The organism is Aeromonas sp. 95A, from assembly GCF_051919235.1.
In the GTDB taxonomy this organism is placed as follows: Bacteria; Pseudomonadota; Gammaproteobacteria; order Enterobacterales; family Aeromonadaceae; genus Aeromonas; species Aeromonas veronii.
In genome coordinates this window covers 2,136,969-2,152,486 of record NZ_JBQBFC010000001.1, presented here as the reverse complement: position 1 = coordinate 2,152,486, position 15,518 = coordinate 2,136,969, and the positions used below count along the sequence as shown (strand labels likewise).

Below are 15,518 nucleotides of genomic sequence, written 5' to 3'. Positions count from 1 at the left end.
TGATTCGGCCGGCGCTCACCCTGACTCGACGATGATTCGCTACTGTGGGTCCGGTGGACATATCTTTGGGCTTCCTGCGGTGGCGCTTCCCTTTACAACGGTGGTGGCAGAAGGGAACAATAACAATAGTCATGTAGTATCGGATTGCCCCTTTTATCCGGAGAGTTTATGCGTCATCTCGCTGTACTGCTTTTGTTGGCAGCGTTCAGGCTTGCGGCTTATCCTTTGGCTCCTGCCCAGCTGGAAGGGGTGCTTGATGAGATGGAGCGAACCTACCAGCTTATAGAGTTACAGAGCGAGCGACTTAACCAGTTATTGCAGGAGGGGGATTCTTATTCACAATCGCAGCTGATGCGGATCCGGCGTCTGACCTGTTGGGCACAATCTGCCGATGACATGCAGAAGTCCAGTGCGGCTGTTACCTATGCCAATGCCCAATTGTTGCTGGCGTACCAGCAGCAGGATGGCGTTGCTATGGCAGACCTGACCATCTGTCGTGGTTGGTTCAATCAGCTACTGGGTGATGTGGCACATGCCCGTAAGGACTACGATGAGGGGTTGCAACGGGCAAGGGTGGCCCACGAGCCAAAGCTGGAAGCTCAGGCTCTCTCTCTCCGTGGCGCTATGTTGTCGTTTCACGGCGCGGCAGGCCAAGGGTTGGTTGATCTTACCAGGGCGCACACCATTTATGAACGGCTCGGATTGATATCATGGTCTCAGCACGTCCAGCTGGAGATTGCAGCAGCATTTCGTCGTATGGGCCTTTATACTGATGCATTTACTGCTTTGGCGCCGCTTCGTCCGTACTTTATCGCCAGCAGTGATCGCTTCGGCATGGCCAGACTTAGCGATCAACTTGCTCTTATCTACCTGCGGACCGAACGTTATCAGGATGCCTTGGCAGAACTTGAGCTCAGCTCTGCATACTACCGTCAGATCCGGTATCGGATTGAGCATGCTGCTCGTCAGATAATGAAGGCCGAGGCCCTGCTCGGGCTGGGTAACCCCGATGAAGCAAAGAGCTTGTTGGATGCGGCTAGCAAAGTCTTGTTGGCAGATGTGGATCCCGTGCTTTATGGCCGTGTAGAGTTGGTGAGAGCCAAGTGGCAGCTGCAGGCTGGGCAACCGGAACAAGCGCTGCAGTCGCTGGAGCGAGTTGAGCCCATTCTCAAGGCGAAGGGCTATGTACTGTTTCTTACCACGTTGTATGCATTGCGTGCTGAGGCACAGGAGGCGTTGCATAACTATCCTGCGGCGTTGGCTGCCCAGCGGGATAACCTGACGCAAGAACAGCTCCTCGCTCAACTGTTACGAGAGCAAAGCATTGCCTGGGTTCGCGGTGAGTTCGAACTGGCCCGTCAAGAAGGGGATAATGCACGACTGAGAATCGAGCAGCAGTTGCAGCAGCAGGAGCTGGAGCAGGTCAAGGAGCGTCGCTTCTGGCTGCTGGTGGTGATGGTGCTCTGCGGGGTACTGGCGCTGCTGACGATGGGGTGGCTGCTGGATCGCAACCGTCGGATGCGTCGTCTGGCCTTTACCGATGAACTGACCGGCATCAACAACCGCCGTCGGGTGCTGCGGCAGGGCAGCGATATGTTGGCGCTGGCTCGCAGGCAGGGCACGCCATTTTGTCTGCTGGTGTTCGATATCGATCACTTCAAGCGGATCAACGATACCCTGGGCCATCACCAAGGAGACAGGGTGCTGCAATGGGTCTCTCGGGCGGCAGATCGTCAGCTGCGGCACCAGGATCAGTTGGGACGTACCGGCGGAGAGGAGTTCTTGATCCTGCTGCCGGATACCAGCCTTGAAGAGGCGTGCCGGGTGGCTGAGCGGATCCGTCACACGGCGGCCAACCGAGCGCTGCCCGGCATGTCGTACCCGGTAACCATCAGTATCGGATGTGCCTCTCTGCGAGACGATGATCAGGATCTGGCGGCCTTGATCCAGCGTGCTGACAATGCGCTGTATCGTGCGAAAGAGGCGGGGCGCAACCGGGTGGAGACAGACGAGTGACGGGCTGGGTGTTGTCACTCACCAGGGTGTCATCGCTATTGGGGAGCACACTGATACGGCGATGATGCTCGTCCCCTGCGCTCATTCTTGCCTGCGATGACAGATTGGCAAGCGCGAGCGCAGAAGACCGTCAGAAGGGCGTTATGCCCAGGCGCTCCCACCATTGAGGTGAAGCACTTCACCATTCATGTTGTTGTTGCTCATCAGGAACAGCGCGGCCTGCGCATAATCCTCTCCCTCTCCCAAGCGCTTCAACGGCAGGCTTTGCGCCACGGCTGCCACTTTTTGTGGGTCATTGCCTAGTGCTTTAAGCAGCATGGGAGTGCGCATGGGGCCCGGGTTGATGACGTTGATCCGACGGGGGGTCAGCTCGGTAACCAGACTGTGAGCCAGCGTTTCAACCGCGCCAGCTGCAACGGCAGGGAGTGCCTTACCCAGTTGTGGGCGGCGCGTCACCATCCCGGACGTGAGCACGATGGAGCCGCGTTCGGACAGTTTGGGTGCTGCGGCGCGGATCGCATGAACACTTCCCCAGAAGCGGCTGTCCATGTTGATTTTCAAATCCTCGATGGCAGCGGTGAGAAAGCTGCCTGGTCGCATGACGGCGGCGGTGATGACGAGATGATCCAGCGAATCCAGCTGGTTGAAAAAGTGATTGACGGAGTCGACGTCGAGAATATCCAGTTGATGGCCACTGGCACTTGGGCCCAGTTCAGCCAGTGCAGTGGCAAGCTGCTCACGGCTGGAACCGCCGATAATGACCTTGGCGCCTTGCTCGATCGCTTGTTGGGCGGTGGCCAGGCCAAGACCCGAGGTACCACCGATAATGACGATCTGTTGATTGTGCAGGGTGGAATGTTTCATGTAATGACCTCTCCATTATGTAGATACGATTTACATATTTGTAGCTGGATAGGGAAAGTCCAAGTATGAAAATTTATCAAGAGTGGTTGTTGCTGGCATGGGGAGGGGGCCAACTCCACGTGGTCCGGATGCTGCCATCCGATTCGGAGTGTTTGATTTTCTGTTCAGTTGGAACCTGTGGAACAGATGTGCGGCCAAATTATCATCTCTTGTCAGGCTGGGTATTTTTCACTCGCGCGGGTATAATGTCGCGCAATTTTGCTTTGACTCAGGCGAGAAGACCCATGTAACGCAACCCTCCTCCCTCTCTCCACCAGGTTGGCAACACGCCAGCTGGCGTGGCTTTCGTTGCGTATACATGTGCCGTGAGCGGCATTCCGGATTTATTCCCACGGTGGCTGATGCCACCGCTCAATAGAAGAACGTTGAATTATGTCAGCTGAATTTCTGAGTGAAGTCTCCAAGAGACGCACTTTTGCGATCATTTCGCACCCGGATGCGGGTAAAACCACCATCACCGAGAAAGTCCTGCTGTTCGGACAGGCCATTCAGCGCGCCGGTACCGTCAAGGGCCGTGGCTCGGGCCAGCACGCCAAATCCGACTGGATGGAGATGGAGAAGCAGCGTGGTATCTCCATCACCACCTCGGTGATGCAGTTCCCCTATGCCGATTGTCTGGTCAACCTGCTCGATACCCCGGGTCACGAGGACTTCTCTGAAGATACCTACCGTACCCTGACGGCGGTCGACTGCTGCCTGATGGTCATCGATGCCGCCAAGGGTGTTGAAGACCGGACCCGCAAGCTGATGGAAGTCACCCGTCTGCGTGATACCCCCATCCTCACCTTCATGAACAAGCTGGACCGCGAAGTGCGCGATCCGATGGAAGTGATGGACGAGGTGGAGCGCGAGCTGAAGATCATGTGTGCCCCCATCACCTGGCCTATCGGCTGCGGTAAATCCTTCAAGGGTGTCTATCACCTCTACAAGGATGAGACCTATCTCTATCAGAGCGGTCAGGGCCACACCATCCAGGAGAAGCGGGTGGTCAAGGGGCTGAACAACCCGGATCTGGATGCCGCCGTCGGCGAAGATCTGGCCCGGCAACTGCGCGACGAGCTGGAGCTGGTGCAGGGCGCCTCTCCCGAGTTCGATCACGATGCCTTTATCGCTGGCGAGATGACCCCGGTCTTCTTCGGTACCGCGCTTGGTAACTTCGGTGTTGACCACATGCTGGACGGCCTGACCGACTGGGCGCCGTCTCCCATGCCACGCAAGGCCGAGAGCCGCGAAGTGGTGGCGACCGAGGAGAAGTTCTCCGGTTTCGTATTCAAGATCCAGGCGAACATGGATCCGAAGCACCGTGACCGTATCGCTTTTATGCGTATCGTGTCAGGTACTTACAGCAAGGGCATGAAGATGCGCCATGTGCGTATCGGCAAGGATGTGAACATCTCCGACGCCGTGACCTTTATGGCCGGTGACCGTGAGCAGGCGGAAGACGCCTTCGCCGGTGACATTATCGGTCTGCACAACCACGGCACCATCCAGATCGGCGACACCTTCACCCAGGGTGAAGATCTCAAGTTCACCGGCATCCCGAACTTTGCACCGGAACTGTTCCGCCGCATCCGCCTGCGCGACCCGCTCAAGCAGAAGCAGCTGCTCAAGGGGTTGGTCCAGCTCTCCGAAGAGGGGGCGGTGCAGGTGTTCCGTCCGCTGATCAGCAACGATCTCATCGTCGGTGCGGTCGGTGTGCTGCAGTTTGATGTGGTGGTTTCGCGCCTCAAGAGCGAGTACAACGTTGAGGCCATCTACGAGGCGGTCAACGTCTCCACCGCCCGCTGGGTGGAAGGCACCGACGTCAAGAAGTTCGAAGAGTTCAAGCGCAAGAACGAGGTCAACCTGGCCCTCGATGGCGGTGACAACCTCACCTATATCGCACCGACCATGGTCAACCTGCGCCTGGCCCAGGAGCGTCACCCCGACGTGGAGTTCCGCCAGACTCGCGAGCACTGATAACGGTTTGTTTGCCTGTTGGCAGATAATCAAAGAGACCCCGCTTCGGCGGGGTCTCTTGTTTTGTGCCGTTGTGCCTGTTTAAGGAGGGATGCAGGGGGTAATGGTTCAGCATCTTCCAGTCGCAAGCAGCCCTCTCCCAGAGGGAGAGGGAACCATCAGCGGTCTGCCTGAAAGATCGCGGAAGTGTTTTTGCCCCCTTCTCCCCTTGCGGGAGAAGGGTTGGGGATGAGGGGGCTACCCCAGTGTCAGCACCATACAGATCTCGCAATCCCCGTGGCCGGTGCAGCCAAGGGGGCTGGGCAGGTGTTCAAAGCCCAGTGATTCATAGAGGCTGGTGGCTTCGCGCAAGACCTCGGTCGTTTCCAGATAGCAGCGCTGATAACCAAGCGCGCGCGCCTCGTCCAGAGCCTGCAATACCAGCCGTTTGCCAAGGCCCAGTCCGCGCAGGGCGGGCATAAAGTACATCTTCTGCAGCTCGCAGACACCCTCTTCTCCCGCCAATGGCGCAATACCGCCACCGCCGAGGATGGAACCGTCCGGCCCTTCGATAACCCAATAGCGGCTCTTCTCCCCCTGATAGCTCTGGGAGAGGGTGTCGAGATTGGGATCCGAGACCCCATACCCCTTGTCGGCGGTGAGGCCATATTCGGCCGAGACGGCGCGGATCACCAAGGCGATCTGGGCATTGTCCGCCGCCGTGATGGGGCGGATCTGGTAACCCCGCTGGCGACGGGCGCGGGAGAGGGCGCTGCGATAGAGCCGCAGCCCTTGCCACAGCTGCTCCCGCTCGGGCAGGCTCAACTGTGCCAGCATCTCTTCCATCGCCCCGTCCATCTCCCGGTGCAACTCCAGCAGCATCCCCTGACCGTTGACGGTGAGGCGGGCCTCCTTGCTGCGCCCGTCGGAGGGGTGCGGGTGCCAGCTGATGAGCTCCCGTTCGGCGAGGCGCGCCAGCGGACGGCTGGCGTTGGATTTGTCGATGTGCAGCTTTTCTGCCAGCTGCTGGTTGGTGGCCGGGGCGTTTTCCAGCTCGATCAGCAGGTGAGCCTCGATGGGGGTGAGGGCCAGATTGCCGCACTGCTGGGAGAGCATGCCGAGTTCGCGAACCAGATCGCGCGACAGAGCGCGCAGGGGACGGGGATCCATATCGTGGTTTCCTTTTTAGTTGTGCATGACAACTAAAATAGCGTAAAAGTTGTAATTCGCAACCTTTTGCTGTGATGACTTGCAGAATATGAGGTGAGCGGCAGCACCGTTGGCGGGGCTGCCGTAGGCAGGGGGGTCGTCAGGCGGCGGCTCTGATAGCCAGCTCCGGGCGGCGGGAGAAGCAGCGGGCGAGCAGCAACATGGTGGCGACGCCTATGGTGCCCAACACCAGCCAGGGGAGGGCAGGTTGTCCCTGTTGCAGCGAGAAGTCATAGAGGGAGCCACCGCCCACATAGCCGGTCATGCCCCCCAGCGCCAGTCCGAGGCGGCTGAAGCCCATGTAGCTGCCGCGGGCTGTGGGGTTGGCCAGCCGGGTCATCAGGGTCTCCCGGGCCGGTTCACAGATGATGATCCCCAGATAGAAGCAGGCCAGCAGTACGAAGATGCCGGAGAGGGTACTGACGAAGGCGACCAGTCCGATCCCCACCGTCATCAGCAGGATACCCGCCATCAGCCGGCTCTCCAGCCGATAGCGCCGCTCGCTGAAACGGGCGATAGGGTAGAGCAGCGCCAGTGACAGCGCCGTTTCCAGGCTGTACATCCAGCCCACTGCCGTGGTGGTGCCGGAGAGCTGCTTGACCAGAATGGGGAAAATCAGCATCACCTGTACCCACAGCATGTAGTAGCCGCTCAGGATCAGTACCAGTCGGCAGAAGGCGCGATCCGCCAGCACCTGTCCCAACCCTTCCCGCATCGGGGTCGGTTTGACCGAGAGGCGGTAGGCGGGCAGCAGGGTCCAGTTGCATATAGCCGCCAGGGTGAAGAGCCCGGCGCCCAGCAGGCAGACGTAGGTGAAGTCAAAGCGCAGCAGCCAGCTGCCGAGCAGGGCACCGGTGACGGCGCCTGCGCTCTCCAGCATCATCAGCAGGGAGATAAAGCGGCCCCGCTCATGGGGACGGGTAAATTTGATCACCAGTGCCGCCCGTGGCGGGTCGAACAGGCAACCGCCCAGTCCGGAGAGGAAGCAGGAGAAAATCAGCATGGCGCCGCTGTCGGCCCAGGCCAGGGTGGCAAAGCCGACGGCGCGCAACAGCATGCCGGTGACGATGAGCGGGCGGGCGCCAAAGCGGTCAGCGAGGGAGCCGCCGAAGATCCCCAGTCCCTGCTGGGTCAGCTGGCGCAGGCCGAGGGCCAGCCCCACCAGAGCGGCCGCCCAGCCGAGTTGATCGACGAAGCGCAGGCTGATCATCGGCATCACCACAAAGAAACCCAGGATCACCAGTGTGGTATCCAGCGCCAGAAACCAGCGTCCCCAAAACCTCGCCCTATCGACCATAACGCCCTCTCATTCACAGATACCTTCATTCTGGAGAGGGTTTAGATATAGTGGTAGACGACAACTACCTATATTTCATATCAGGATTATTTATGTCTATGGATCTGGACGATCTGCAACTGCTGCTGGATGTGGCCGAGCTGGGCAGCTTCAGTCAGGCGGCGGCCATTCGTGGCTGGTCACAGCCGCTGGTGAGCCAGCGGATTGCCCAGCTGGAGGAGAGCCTCGGGGCGCCGCTGTTTCAGCGTCATCGACGCGGGGTGACGCCGACCCGTGCCTGCGAGGAGTTTCTGCCATCGGCCCGCTCTGCGCTGTCGATCCTGAGCGAAGGGCGGCTGGCAATGCAGGGGGCGCCTGCGCTGCCTTGTATCCGTCTCTCCAGTCTGCCATCCCTCACTTCGGTGGTGTTTGGCTCGTTATTGATGGAGCTGGTGGACGAGCCGTTCGAGATCCGCTGCACCACGGATCACTCCGGCGAGATCATGCAGTCGCTGCTGACCGGCGAGGCCGATATCGGCTTTGTGCTCAAGCGTCCGCCGGTTGCGGGCCTGCAGATGGAGCTGCTCTGCTGCTCCCCCATTATCGCTATCGCCTCGCCATTGCATCCGCTGGCCGGTTGTCACGGCCTCACCCTGGAGGATATTGCCGACCAGCGGCTGGCACCTCAGGTCTGGGGGCCTGGGTGTGACGTCTTTATCCAGCAGTTGCGGCGGTTGCGACGGGCCGCCAGCCCCCTGCATGCGGTGCAACCCGCCAGCGCGGCGCGGGATCTGGCGCTGGAACACGGGTTTATCACCCTGATGCCGGAGCTGGCCATCAAGCGGGATCTGGAGGTGGGGCGGCTGGTCAGGCTCGATGTGCGCAATCTGCCGCAGGAGCATTGGGATGTGATGATGGCGTGGCGCGGTGGCAAGCGGCCCAATCCGGCCCGGGAAACCGTGTTGGCCACCGCCCGCACGCTGGCGAAACGGTGGCGCAATGAGTAGAGCGATGCGGGACAAGGCCCGCATCGAGTGGATCAGTAGCTGGCCTTGAGGGTCACGCCACTGAACGCGGAAAACCCTGACAGCTGCACATGCCAGGTGCCCGCCTTGGGATTGGTGAACGAGCAGCTTTCGTTATTGCCCCCCTTGTAGGGGCGGCAGTCGTAACTGCTGCTGGTGGGGGCGCTGCCAAAGCGGACGTAGAGGTCGGCATCTCCGGTGCCGCCACTGCTGCTGATCTGCAGCGACCTGGTGCCCGCCGGTACGTTCAGGGTGTAGTTGAGCTTGCCACCCTTGCTGGCGGCGAGGTTGCTCACCGGCACGCCGTTTTGCAGCACGTTGTCGCTTGGTGGCGGCGTGGTGCCGCAGCTGGCATCGACCCCGACGGTCTGGAAGGCCCGTGCCACATCCGCCTGACTGTAACCCAGGTCGGCGCTCGCCCGGCTGACGCCGCAGGCCCCTTGCTGGTAGTTGGTGTTGGCGCCCCAGTAGAGGCGGTTGGCCAGCAAGAACACTTCAAATGCCTTGCGGGTGTTCCAGCCGCTGCTGGTGGCGAGCAGGTAGAAGGCGCGGTTGTAGACCCCGGAGCTGTGGTGTACATCCATCCCCTCCTGATAATCCGCGGCATGGCCGATGGATCTGCCATCCCGGGTCGGATCCTCGAAGTAGCGCAGGGAGCCGTTGCCCTTGAAGATCTGGGCGCCGACCAGCCAGTCGTTGCTCCCCTTCATGTAGAACTCGGCCGCTTCACCCGCCATATCGGAGAAGGCCTCGTTGATGCCGCCGGATTGTCCTGAATAGATCAGCCCGGAGTTCTGTTCGGTAAAGCCGTGGCTTACCTCATGGGCCGCCACATCGAGGCTCACCAGCGGGTGGAAGGTGGTAGCGCCGTCACCAAAGGTCATCTGGCTGCCATCCCAGAAGGCGTTCTCGTAATTCTTGCTGTAGTGAACCCGCATCTTCAGTTTGAAGGTGAGGGGCGCCGTGTTGTACCAGTTGCGGTACATGTCGAACACCACGTTGCCGAAGTAGTGGGCGTCGTTGAGGGGCGAGTAGGCGCCGTTGATCTCCTTGACCCGGTTCTCCGGGCAGGTGAACTGGTGGATGGCCCCGCCTGAGGTGGCGTGGTTGAGGTTGATGGTATCGACGTTGGGGCTGGTCATCCGGCAGTTGTCATCGACGATGAGCGGGCCAAAGTCGGTGCCGTAAAAGTATTTGCCGGTCTTGATGTTGCCCCCCGGGCCGGTGGCGTCCTTGTGGTTGATCCCCTCCCAGCGTTTGAGCTCCTCACCGCTCTGGGCATCAAGAATGACGAAGGGGCGGCTTGGCTTGTCACCTTCCGCAACGAAGGAGACCTGATAGACCAGTCGGGCCAGACCGTTCTCGTCCTGCATCACGTAAAGCTTGATCTGCTCGTTGCTCCCCTTGCTGCCCGCCTTGGCCTTGCTGGCGGCATCCTGTGGCGAAAGGGTGGCGACCGGGCTTGCCACATCCTGATCGATCTGGCGCAGCATGCGTCCGCTGGCCTGTTGCAACTGGCCGTTCAGGCTCTTGTCAGCCACCACCACCTGACCCATTACCGGGATGCCGTTCCAGACCTGCTCGTAGCGGATCCGCTGCTGGCCGTTGGGCAGCTTGACCACCCGCACCTGACGAAACTCGCCATCTTCCAGCTGCAAGGTACCACTCGCGGCACTGAGGCCTGTCATGGCCCGGATGCCGTTTGCCGTTACGTTGATCTCTACCTCTTGCGCCGCCAGTGCGGCGCTTCCCCAGCAGGCCAGCGCAACGGCCAGATAAATTTTATTCATCTCTTCTTTCCTTAAATCGATGAGGTTGATAAACCGACCGAAGGTCGGGCGTTTTGAAGCTAGTGCCGGTGGGGGAAAGTGCCCCCTGTCAAAAGTGACAGCGCAGCACAAAGGGGTAGCAGGATCTGCCAAAGTGCCGTTTGGGGGGATTAATCGGCGTCATGTGGAGAGCATTATCCGGTTTCAGACACCCCCCCTCCTCTTTTGAGGGAGGAGAGAGCGTGCGCCGTCACCCTCTGCGACGCCTGCCGGAGGGGGGCCGTAAAAGTGGCTGGCGCGGCCAGTGGCGATTGGCTACATTGGGTGCTGATTCGCTATTTGATCACTGATTTGAAAGGAGAATCCCATGTTTTCATGGCAGTTGGACGACGAGCTTGCGCTGCTCTTCTTGCAGCCCGATATGGCGAGCGAACTGTTTGCCCTCTGCAATGACAACCGGGAGTACCTCTCACAGTGGCTACCCTGGCCGCCACTGATCCAGCGCCCTGTTGACAGCGCCCTCTTCATTCGCAGTGCCATCGAGAAGTTCGCCCGGGGCGAGGGGCTCACCACCGCCATCGAGTATCAGGGGGAGGTGGTGGGGGTTATCGGTTACAACAGCATCGATCACGACCTTGGCAAGGTGGTCATTGGTTACTGGCTGGCGGAGCGCTGGCAGGGTAACGGCATCATCACCCGGGCCTGTCAGGCCCTGATCCACCACGCCTTCGAGGAGATGGGGATGGAGAAGGTGGAGATCAGCGCCGCCACCGATAACGAGCCCAGCAGGGCTGTTTGTGAACGGCTCGGGATGCAGCTTGAGGGGGTGACCCGGCGCGCAGAGCGGCTGGGCAACCGGATTGTGGACCATGTCCACTACAGCCTGCTGCGTGACGAGTGGCTAAGACAGAGGGAGTCCTGATGGCGCTGCCACATATCAAGACGGCCCGCACCCACCTGACCATACTGTCGCCGGATCGGGCCCCCATGATGCTCGACTTCTACCGGCGCAACCGCGTCCATCTCGCCCCCTGGGAGCCGCTTCGGGACGAGCAGTTTTACACTCTCTCTTACTGGCATGCCCGGCTGCAGGACAGCTACAGCCAGTTCTTCAACGGCACCGGCGTCAATCTGGTGGCCCTCGATCCGGCTGGCGAGCGGGTGATCGCCACCTGCAACTTCAGCAATATCCTGATGGGGGTCTTCAAGGCGTGTCATCTGGGCTATGCCATCGACCAGCAGCATCAGGGGCAGGGGGTGATGGGAGAGGTGCTGTCAGCCGCCATCGACTACCTGTTTCGGGAGCACGATCTGCATCGCATCATGGCTTGCTATATGCCTGCCAATCAGCGCAGTGGCGCCCTGCTGGAGCGGCTTGGCTTCGAGCGGGAGGGATTCGCGCGGGCGTATCTGATGATCAATGGTCGCTGGGAGGATCACATCCTTACCTCGCTGATTAATCCGGCCCCCTGAGCGACAGATAAAAAAACGAGCCCGAAGTTGCCTTCGGACCCGTCTTCGAATGAGGTGCAGGCTTAGTTGGCCTTGGCATCGCTCACTGCAGCTTCAACCTTGGTAGCGGCTTCGGTAGCAGCTTTTTCTACGGTTGCAGTCGCTTCGGAGGTGGCCTTCTCTACGGTAGAGGTGGCTTCGCTAGCGGCTTTTTCTACAGTGGCAGCAACTTCGGCGGCCGGAGCAGCAGGAGCGGCAGCTTTTTCTTCTTTCTGACCGCAAGCAGTCAACATCAGACCCAGGATACCGGCTACCAGTACTTTGTTCATGTGCATTCCCTCAAAAAAAGATGGAGAGATGGTCTGTGCAACCATCACAGCGCCCACCGTTGCCCGGTATTGAAACAAGAAGCCGGGAGGCAGCAGGCGGGCGCAATATAGCCCCATTAGTTACCGATGAAAACGGATATCACAATGACATTTTTTCGTGCCGTTGATAAAAAGCTCCACTGCAACGACTGATATCAATACAAGATGCCGTCAAATAGCGCTGATTGCACAATAAAACACCGCTTTGCTGCCATCTTGTGGCGGTTTAACAAGGTCAAGGTTGCTCAAGCGCGGCCGATGACCCGCACCTTAGTCAGACAGCTTCTGACAGGGCAGCCGTTTTCCCTCAAGGTGGCTCTGACGGGCCAGATCCAGCAGCGCCATCACCGCCAGCGCTTCACTTGCTGGCACAGGATTGCTTCCCTCACCCTTGATGGCGGCGCAGACACCGCGATAGTAGGCGCCATAATCCCCCGCCTCACCCACCACGCTCTGCTGCTGTAACTGACCATCGACAATACTGCTGAGCAGACCGGGTTCGCTATCCATGCCCCAATCCGCCGCCGGTGGCCGCTTGCCCAGCTTGAGCTGATCTTCCTGCACATCCATACCGAATTTCACGAACGATCCCTGGCTGCCGTGAATGACAAAGCGCGGCATGGTGGCCGAGACCAGACAGCTGCCATGCAGAATAACCCGCAGAGCACCGTAACCCAGCACCACATGGAAGTAGTCGTCCGCCAGTGCGCCGGGGCGCTGCTCGGCCAGATCGGCCTGCAGCCAGTCCGGCTGGCCGAACAGCTGCAGCGCCTGATCCAGTACATGGGGGCCGAGATCGAACCAGAGGCCGGAACCCGGGCCACCCGCTTCGCGCCAGCGCTGGCGCACTTCGGGGCGATAGCGATCGAAGTGGGATTCGAACTGGGCGATCTGCCCCAGCGTCCCTTCGGCAATCAAACGGCGCACGGTAAGGAAATCCCCGTCCCAACGACGGTTGTGGAAGATACTGAGCAGCCGCTGCTGCTTTTCGGCCAGCTCGACCAGCGCTTGCGCCTCTGCCAGATCCAAAGCAAAGGGCTTGTCGATCACCACATGTTTGCCTGCCAGCAGCGCCTGGCGGGCGAGGGGGGCATGGGTGTCGTTGGGGGTGGCGATCACCACCAGATCGACGGTCTCATCGCTTAGCACCTCCTCCAGTGAGCCGACCCGGCAGTCGGGCAGATCGGCCTGCACCTTGGCGGCATCGCGGCTTACCACCCAGCTCAGGGACAAGCCCGAGGTGGTGGAGAGGAAGGGGGCGTGGAAGGTCTTGCCTGCAAAGCCATAGCCCACCAGGGCTGCGTTGAGAGTGTGGCTCATCGAGGGTTCTCCGCTGACATCGAGTGAGTGGGGTCGCCATCACAGGCTCTCTGCCGGATGGCCATTCGTTGTAAAGGCGATACAAACGAGAAGGGGGCCGATGGCCCCCTGAGTGTGCCCATCAGAGCACAGGATTTATTGCAAACACAAGCGGCGACCGCGCCGGGTCATCAGCATCACCAGAGGCGGCAGCAGCAGCCACATATGCAGCGCCAGCTGGCTGAGCGGATCGTGCATCAGGGCACCGGTCAAGCCAACGAGGGCGCCGGAGCCGCTCATCTGGAACAGGCCGAGCAGAGCGGCGGCGGTACCGGCGCAGTGGCCGAACGGTGCCAGCGCCATCCCGGCAGCCGAGCCCAGAATCATGGCAAAGCCGATGCTGGAGAGGAACACCGGCCCCATCATCGCCAGCGGATGCTCGATGTGCATGGCCAAAGTCAGGGTGATGGCCGAGAGCATCAACACCAGCAGCCCGATGCGCAGGGTGCGTCTTGGCCCCACCTTGGCGATAAAGCGCGGCGCCATGAAGCAGGCCAGAATGTTGAGCGCGGCGTTGGCGGTAAACCAGTAGCTAAAGCCGCTCATGTCCAGCCCCAGTTTCACCATCAGCTGCACCGGTGCGGCGGTGACATAAGCGAGGATCACCGCCATCGCCAGCATGCACAGCGCCGCGTTGAACAGGAAGCTGGGGGAGCGCAGCACCGGGCTGTAGCGGGACCAGCTGATGAGGGCCCCTTCGCTGCGGGTCTCCTCCGGGCGGGTCTCCGGCATCCGCCACATCAGCCAGCTGCCGACGATGAGCGCATAACCGGCCATAAACCAGAAGTTGGCAGACCAACCCGCCTTGGCGGTGAGCCAGCCACCGAGCAGGGGGGCCAGCGCAGGAATAAAGCAGATGGCGCCATTGAGATAGGAGATCATCTGGCCGCTCTTTTTCGGGCCGTAGCTGTCACGTACCACCGAGAAGGCGGCGACCGAGGTGGCGCAGGCGCCGAAGCCTTGCAGCACTCGCGCCAGCATCAATTCGCCGAGGCTGGCGGCAAAACCGGCCCCCAGCGCGCTCAGGCCATAGAGCAGCACGCCGCCCAGCGCGATGGGCTTGCGACCGTAGCGATCGGCCAGCGGGCCAACAAGCAGTTGCCCCAGCCCCATGCTGAACAGGAACCAGGTGATGGTGCCCTGCATCAGGGTTACTTCGGCGCCCAGCTGCTCGGCCATCTGCGGAATGGCGGGCAGGTAGATGTCGATAGCCAGCGGACTGAACAGCACCAGTAGTACGAGTAAAAGTATCAATGGCATCTGTCACCTCTTTAGTCAGCCAGGTTAATGAATTGGGGCGCGAGTCTACTGACTCACAGTAATGAATAGAAATGGTATTTAATCACTTTGGTTATTCCATTATGGAAACATGTATTAAAAAGCTGGTTATTCGATGGCGGCAAATCCCCCGTAACCCCATCACAGCGGGTGTAATTGACGCTTTTACTAAACGCTTGCGCCGCATAGAATGCGCAGATTATTTTTGCGGAGGTGCTCGATGAACAAGCTTGTCCTGGCAACAGGTAACCAGAAAAAGGTGAAGGAATTGGCCGCCATGCTGGCCGATATGAAGATCCAGGTGATCCCACAGAGCGAGTTTGCGGTCTCCGATGCCGATGAGACCGGCACCACCTTCGTCGAGAATGCCATCATCAAGGCCCGCCACGCCGCCCGCATTACCGGTCTGCCCGCCGTGGCCGATGACTCCGGTCTGGAAGTCGATCTGCTGCAAGGGCGCCCCGGCGTCTACTCCGCCCGCTTTGCCGGTGTGGGTGCCGGCGACAAGGCCAACATCGAGAAGCTGCTCGGCGAGCTGCAAGGTGCCCCCGAGTACCTGAAGAGCGCCCGCTTCTGGTGTGTGCTGGTCTATATGCGCCACGCTGACGATCCCACTCCCATCATCTGTCAGGCGAGCTGGGAAGGGATGATCATCGACGAGCCGCGCGGTCAGCACGGTTTCGGCTATGACCCGGTCTTCTTCGTGCCGGATCACGACTGCACCGCCGCCCAGATGCCCGCCGAGCTGAAAAACCAGCTGAGTCATCGCGGTCAGGCGCTGGCCAAGTTAAAAGCGGCGCTGGCTGCGGCGCACTAAGCCACTTCGCCACCTTGTCGGTTACACACGGTCAATTACACATAGTCATCTACAATGGGGGCCTTGAGCCCCCGTTTTATTGGAAGT

At 60.2% G+C, this 15,518-nt stretch carries 13 protein-coding genes; 6 read left to right on the top strand and 7 right to left on the bottom strand.

Translation table 11 applies throughout. The features are described from left to right. Positions 1-168 precede the first annotated feature (168 nt). Positions 169-2,016, top strand: coding sequence for a GGDEF domain-containing protein (locus ACTG2U_RS09565; RefSeq protein ID WP_047436336.1), 1,848 nt, complete (start codon positions 169-171; stop codon positions 2,014-2,016). Positions 2,017-2,157: 141 nt separating this feature from the next. Here the strand turns inward: ACTG2U_RS09565 and ACTG2U_RS09560 are convergent, their stop codons facing one another. After that, complete coding sequence (locus ACTG2U_RS09560) at positions 2,158-2,880, bottom strand: SDR family oxidoreductase (protein WP_040067517.1); 723 nt, start codon at positions 2,878-2,880, stop codon at positions 2,158-2,160. Positions 2,881-3,309: 429 nt separating this feature from the next. On the opposite strand from ACTG2U_RS09560, the gene prfC reads away from it, so the two are divergent. Then, entirely contained in the window at positions 3,310-4,899 is a 1,590-nt protein-coding gene (prfC, locus tag ACTG2U_RS09555) for a peptide chain release factor 3 (RefSeq protein WP_085942070.1), read from the top strand. 237 nt (positions 4,900-5,136) lie between these two features. Here the strand turns inward: prfC and ACTG2U_RS09550 are convergent, their stop codons facing one another. Next, positions 5,137-6,048 carry a bifunctional helix-turn-helix transcriptional regulator/GNAT family N-acetyltransferase gene (locus tag ACTG2U_RS09550; protein ID WP_047436333.1) on the bottom strand — a complete coding sequence of 304 codons (912 nt, stop codon included), beginning with the start codon at positions 6,046-6,048 and terminating at the stop codon, positions 5,137-5,139. A 139-nt stretch (positions 6,049-6,187) separates the two neighbouring features. Then, the gene (mdtH, locus tag ACTG2U_RS09545; RefSeq protein WP_439974401.1) at positions 6,188-7,384 is read right to left on the bottom strand and encodes a multidrug efflux MFS transporter MdtH; all 1,197 of its coding nucleotides are present in this window, start codon (positions 7,382-7,384) and stop codon (positions 6,188-6,190) included. Between the two features lie 92 nt (positions 7,385-7,476). On the opposite strand from mdtH, the gene ACTG2U_RS09540 reads away from it, so the two are divergent. After that, the gene (locus ACTG2U_RS09540; RefSeq protein ID WP_144715049.1) at positions 7,477-8,370 is read left to right on the top strand and encodes a LysR family transcriptional regulator; all 894 of its coding nucleotides are present in this window, start codon (positions 7,477-7,479) and stop codon (positions 8,368-8,370) included. A gap of 32 nt (positions 8,371-8,402) precedes the next feature. Here ACTG2U_RS09540 and ACTG2U_RS09535 read toward each other — a convergent pair whose 3' ends face one another. Next, a complete protein-coding gene (locus ACTG2U_RS09535) occupies positions 8,403-10,178 on the bottom strand; it encodes a M4 family metallopeptidase (RefSeq protein ID WP_439974400.1) in 1,776 nt (591 codons plus the stop codon). A gap of 346 nt (positions 10,179-10,524) precedes the next feature. Between ACTG2U_RS09535 and ACTG2U_RS09530 the strand changes: the two genes are divergently transcribed. Both ACTG2U_RS09530 and rimJ read left to right on the top strand, forming a co-directional pair. Beyond that, positions 10,525-11,079, top strand: coding sequence for a GNAT family N-acetyltransferase (locus tag ACTG2U_RS09530; RefSeq protein ID WP_139436561.1), 555 nt, complete (start codon positions 10,525-10,527; stop codon positions 11,077-11,079). After that, entirely contained in the window at positions 11,079-11,630 is a 552-nt protein-coding gene (rimJ, locus tag ACTG2U_RS09525) for a ribosomal protein S5-alanine N-acetyltransferase (RefSeq protein ID WP_439974399.1), read from the top strand. Before ACTG2U_RS09530 ends, rimJ begins: the two co-directional genes overlap by 1 nt. A 62-nt stretch (positions 11,631-11,692) precedes the next feature. On the opposite strand, the gene ACTG2U_RS09520 is transcribed toward rimJ, so the two are convergent. The 3 genes from ACTG2U_RS09520 to ACTG2U_RS09510 form a co-directional block, all read right to left on the bottom strand. Next, positions 11,693-11,938, bottom strand: a complete 246-nt coding sequence (locus ACTG2U_RS09520) for a hypothetical protein (protein WP_193860654.1) — start codon at positions 11,936-11,938, stop codon at positions 11,693-11,695. Positions 11,939-12,247: 309 nt separating this feature from the next. Next, positions 12,248-13,297 carry an oxidoreductase gene (locus ACTG2U_RS09515; protein WP_439974398.1) on the bottom strand — a complete coding sequence of 350 codons (1,050 nt, stop codon included), beginning with the start codon at positions 13,295-13,297 and terminating at the stop codon, positions 12,248-12,250. A gap of 135 nt (positions 13,298-13,432) precedes the next feature. Then, positions 13,433-14,596 carry a multidrug effflux MFS transporter gene (locus tag ACTG2U_RS09510; protein WP_005340537.1) on the bottom strand — a complete coding sequence of 388 codons (1,164 nt, stop codon included), beginning with the start codon at positions 14,594-14,596 and terminating at the stop codon, positions 13,433-13,435. A gap of 238 nt (positions 14,597-14,834) precedes the next feature. Here ACTG2U_RS09510 and rdgB point away from each other — a divergent pair, with 238 nt between their 5' ends. After that, on the top strand, positions 14,835-15,431 hold the full coding sequence (rdgB, locus tag ACTG2U_RS09505) for an RdgB/HAM1 family non-canonical purine NTP pyrophosphatase (RefSeq protein WP_005340539.1): 597 nt from the start codon (positions 14,835-14,837) through the stop codon (positions 15,429-15,431). The last annotated feature ends 87 nt before the right edge of the window (positions 15,432-15,518 follow it).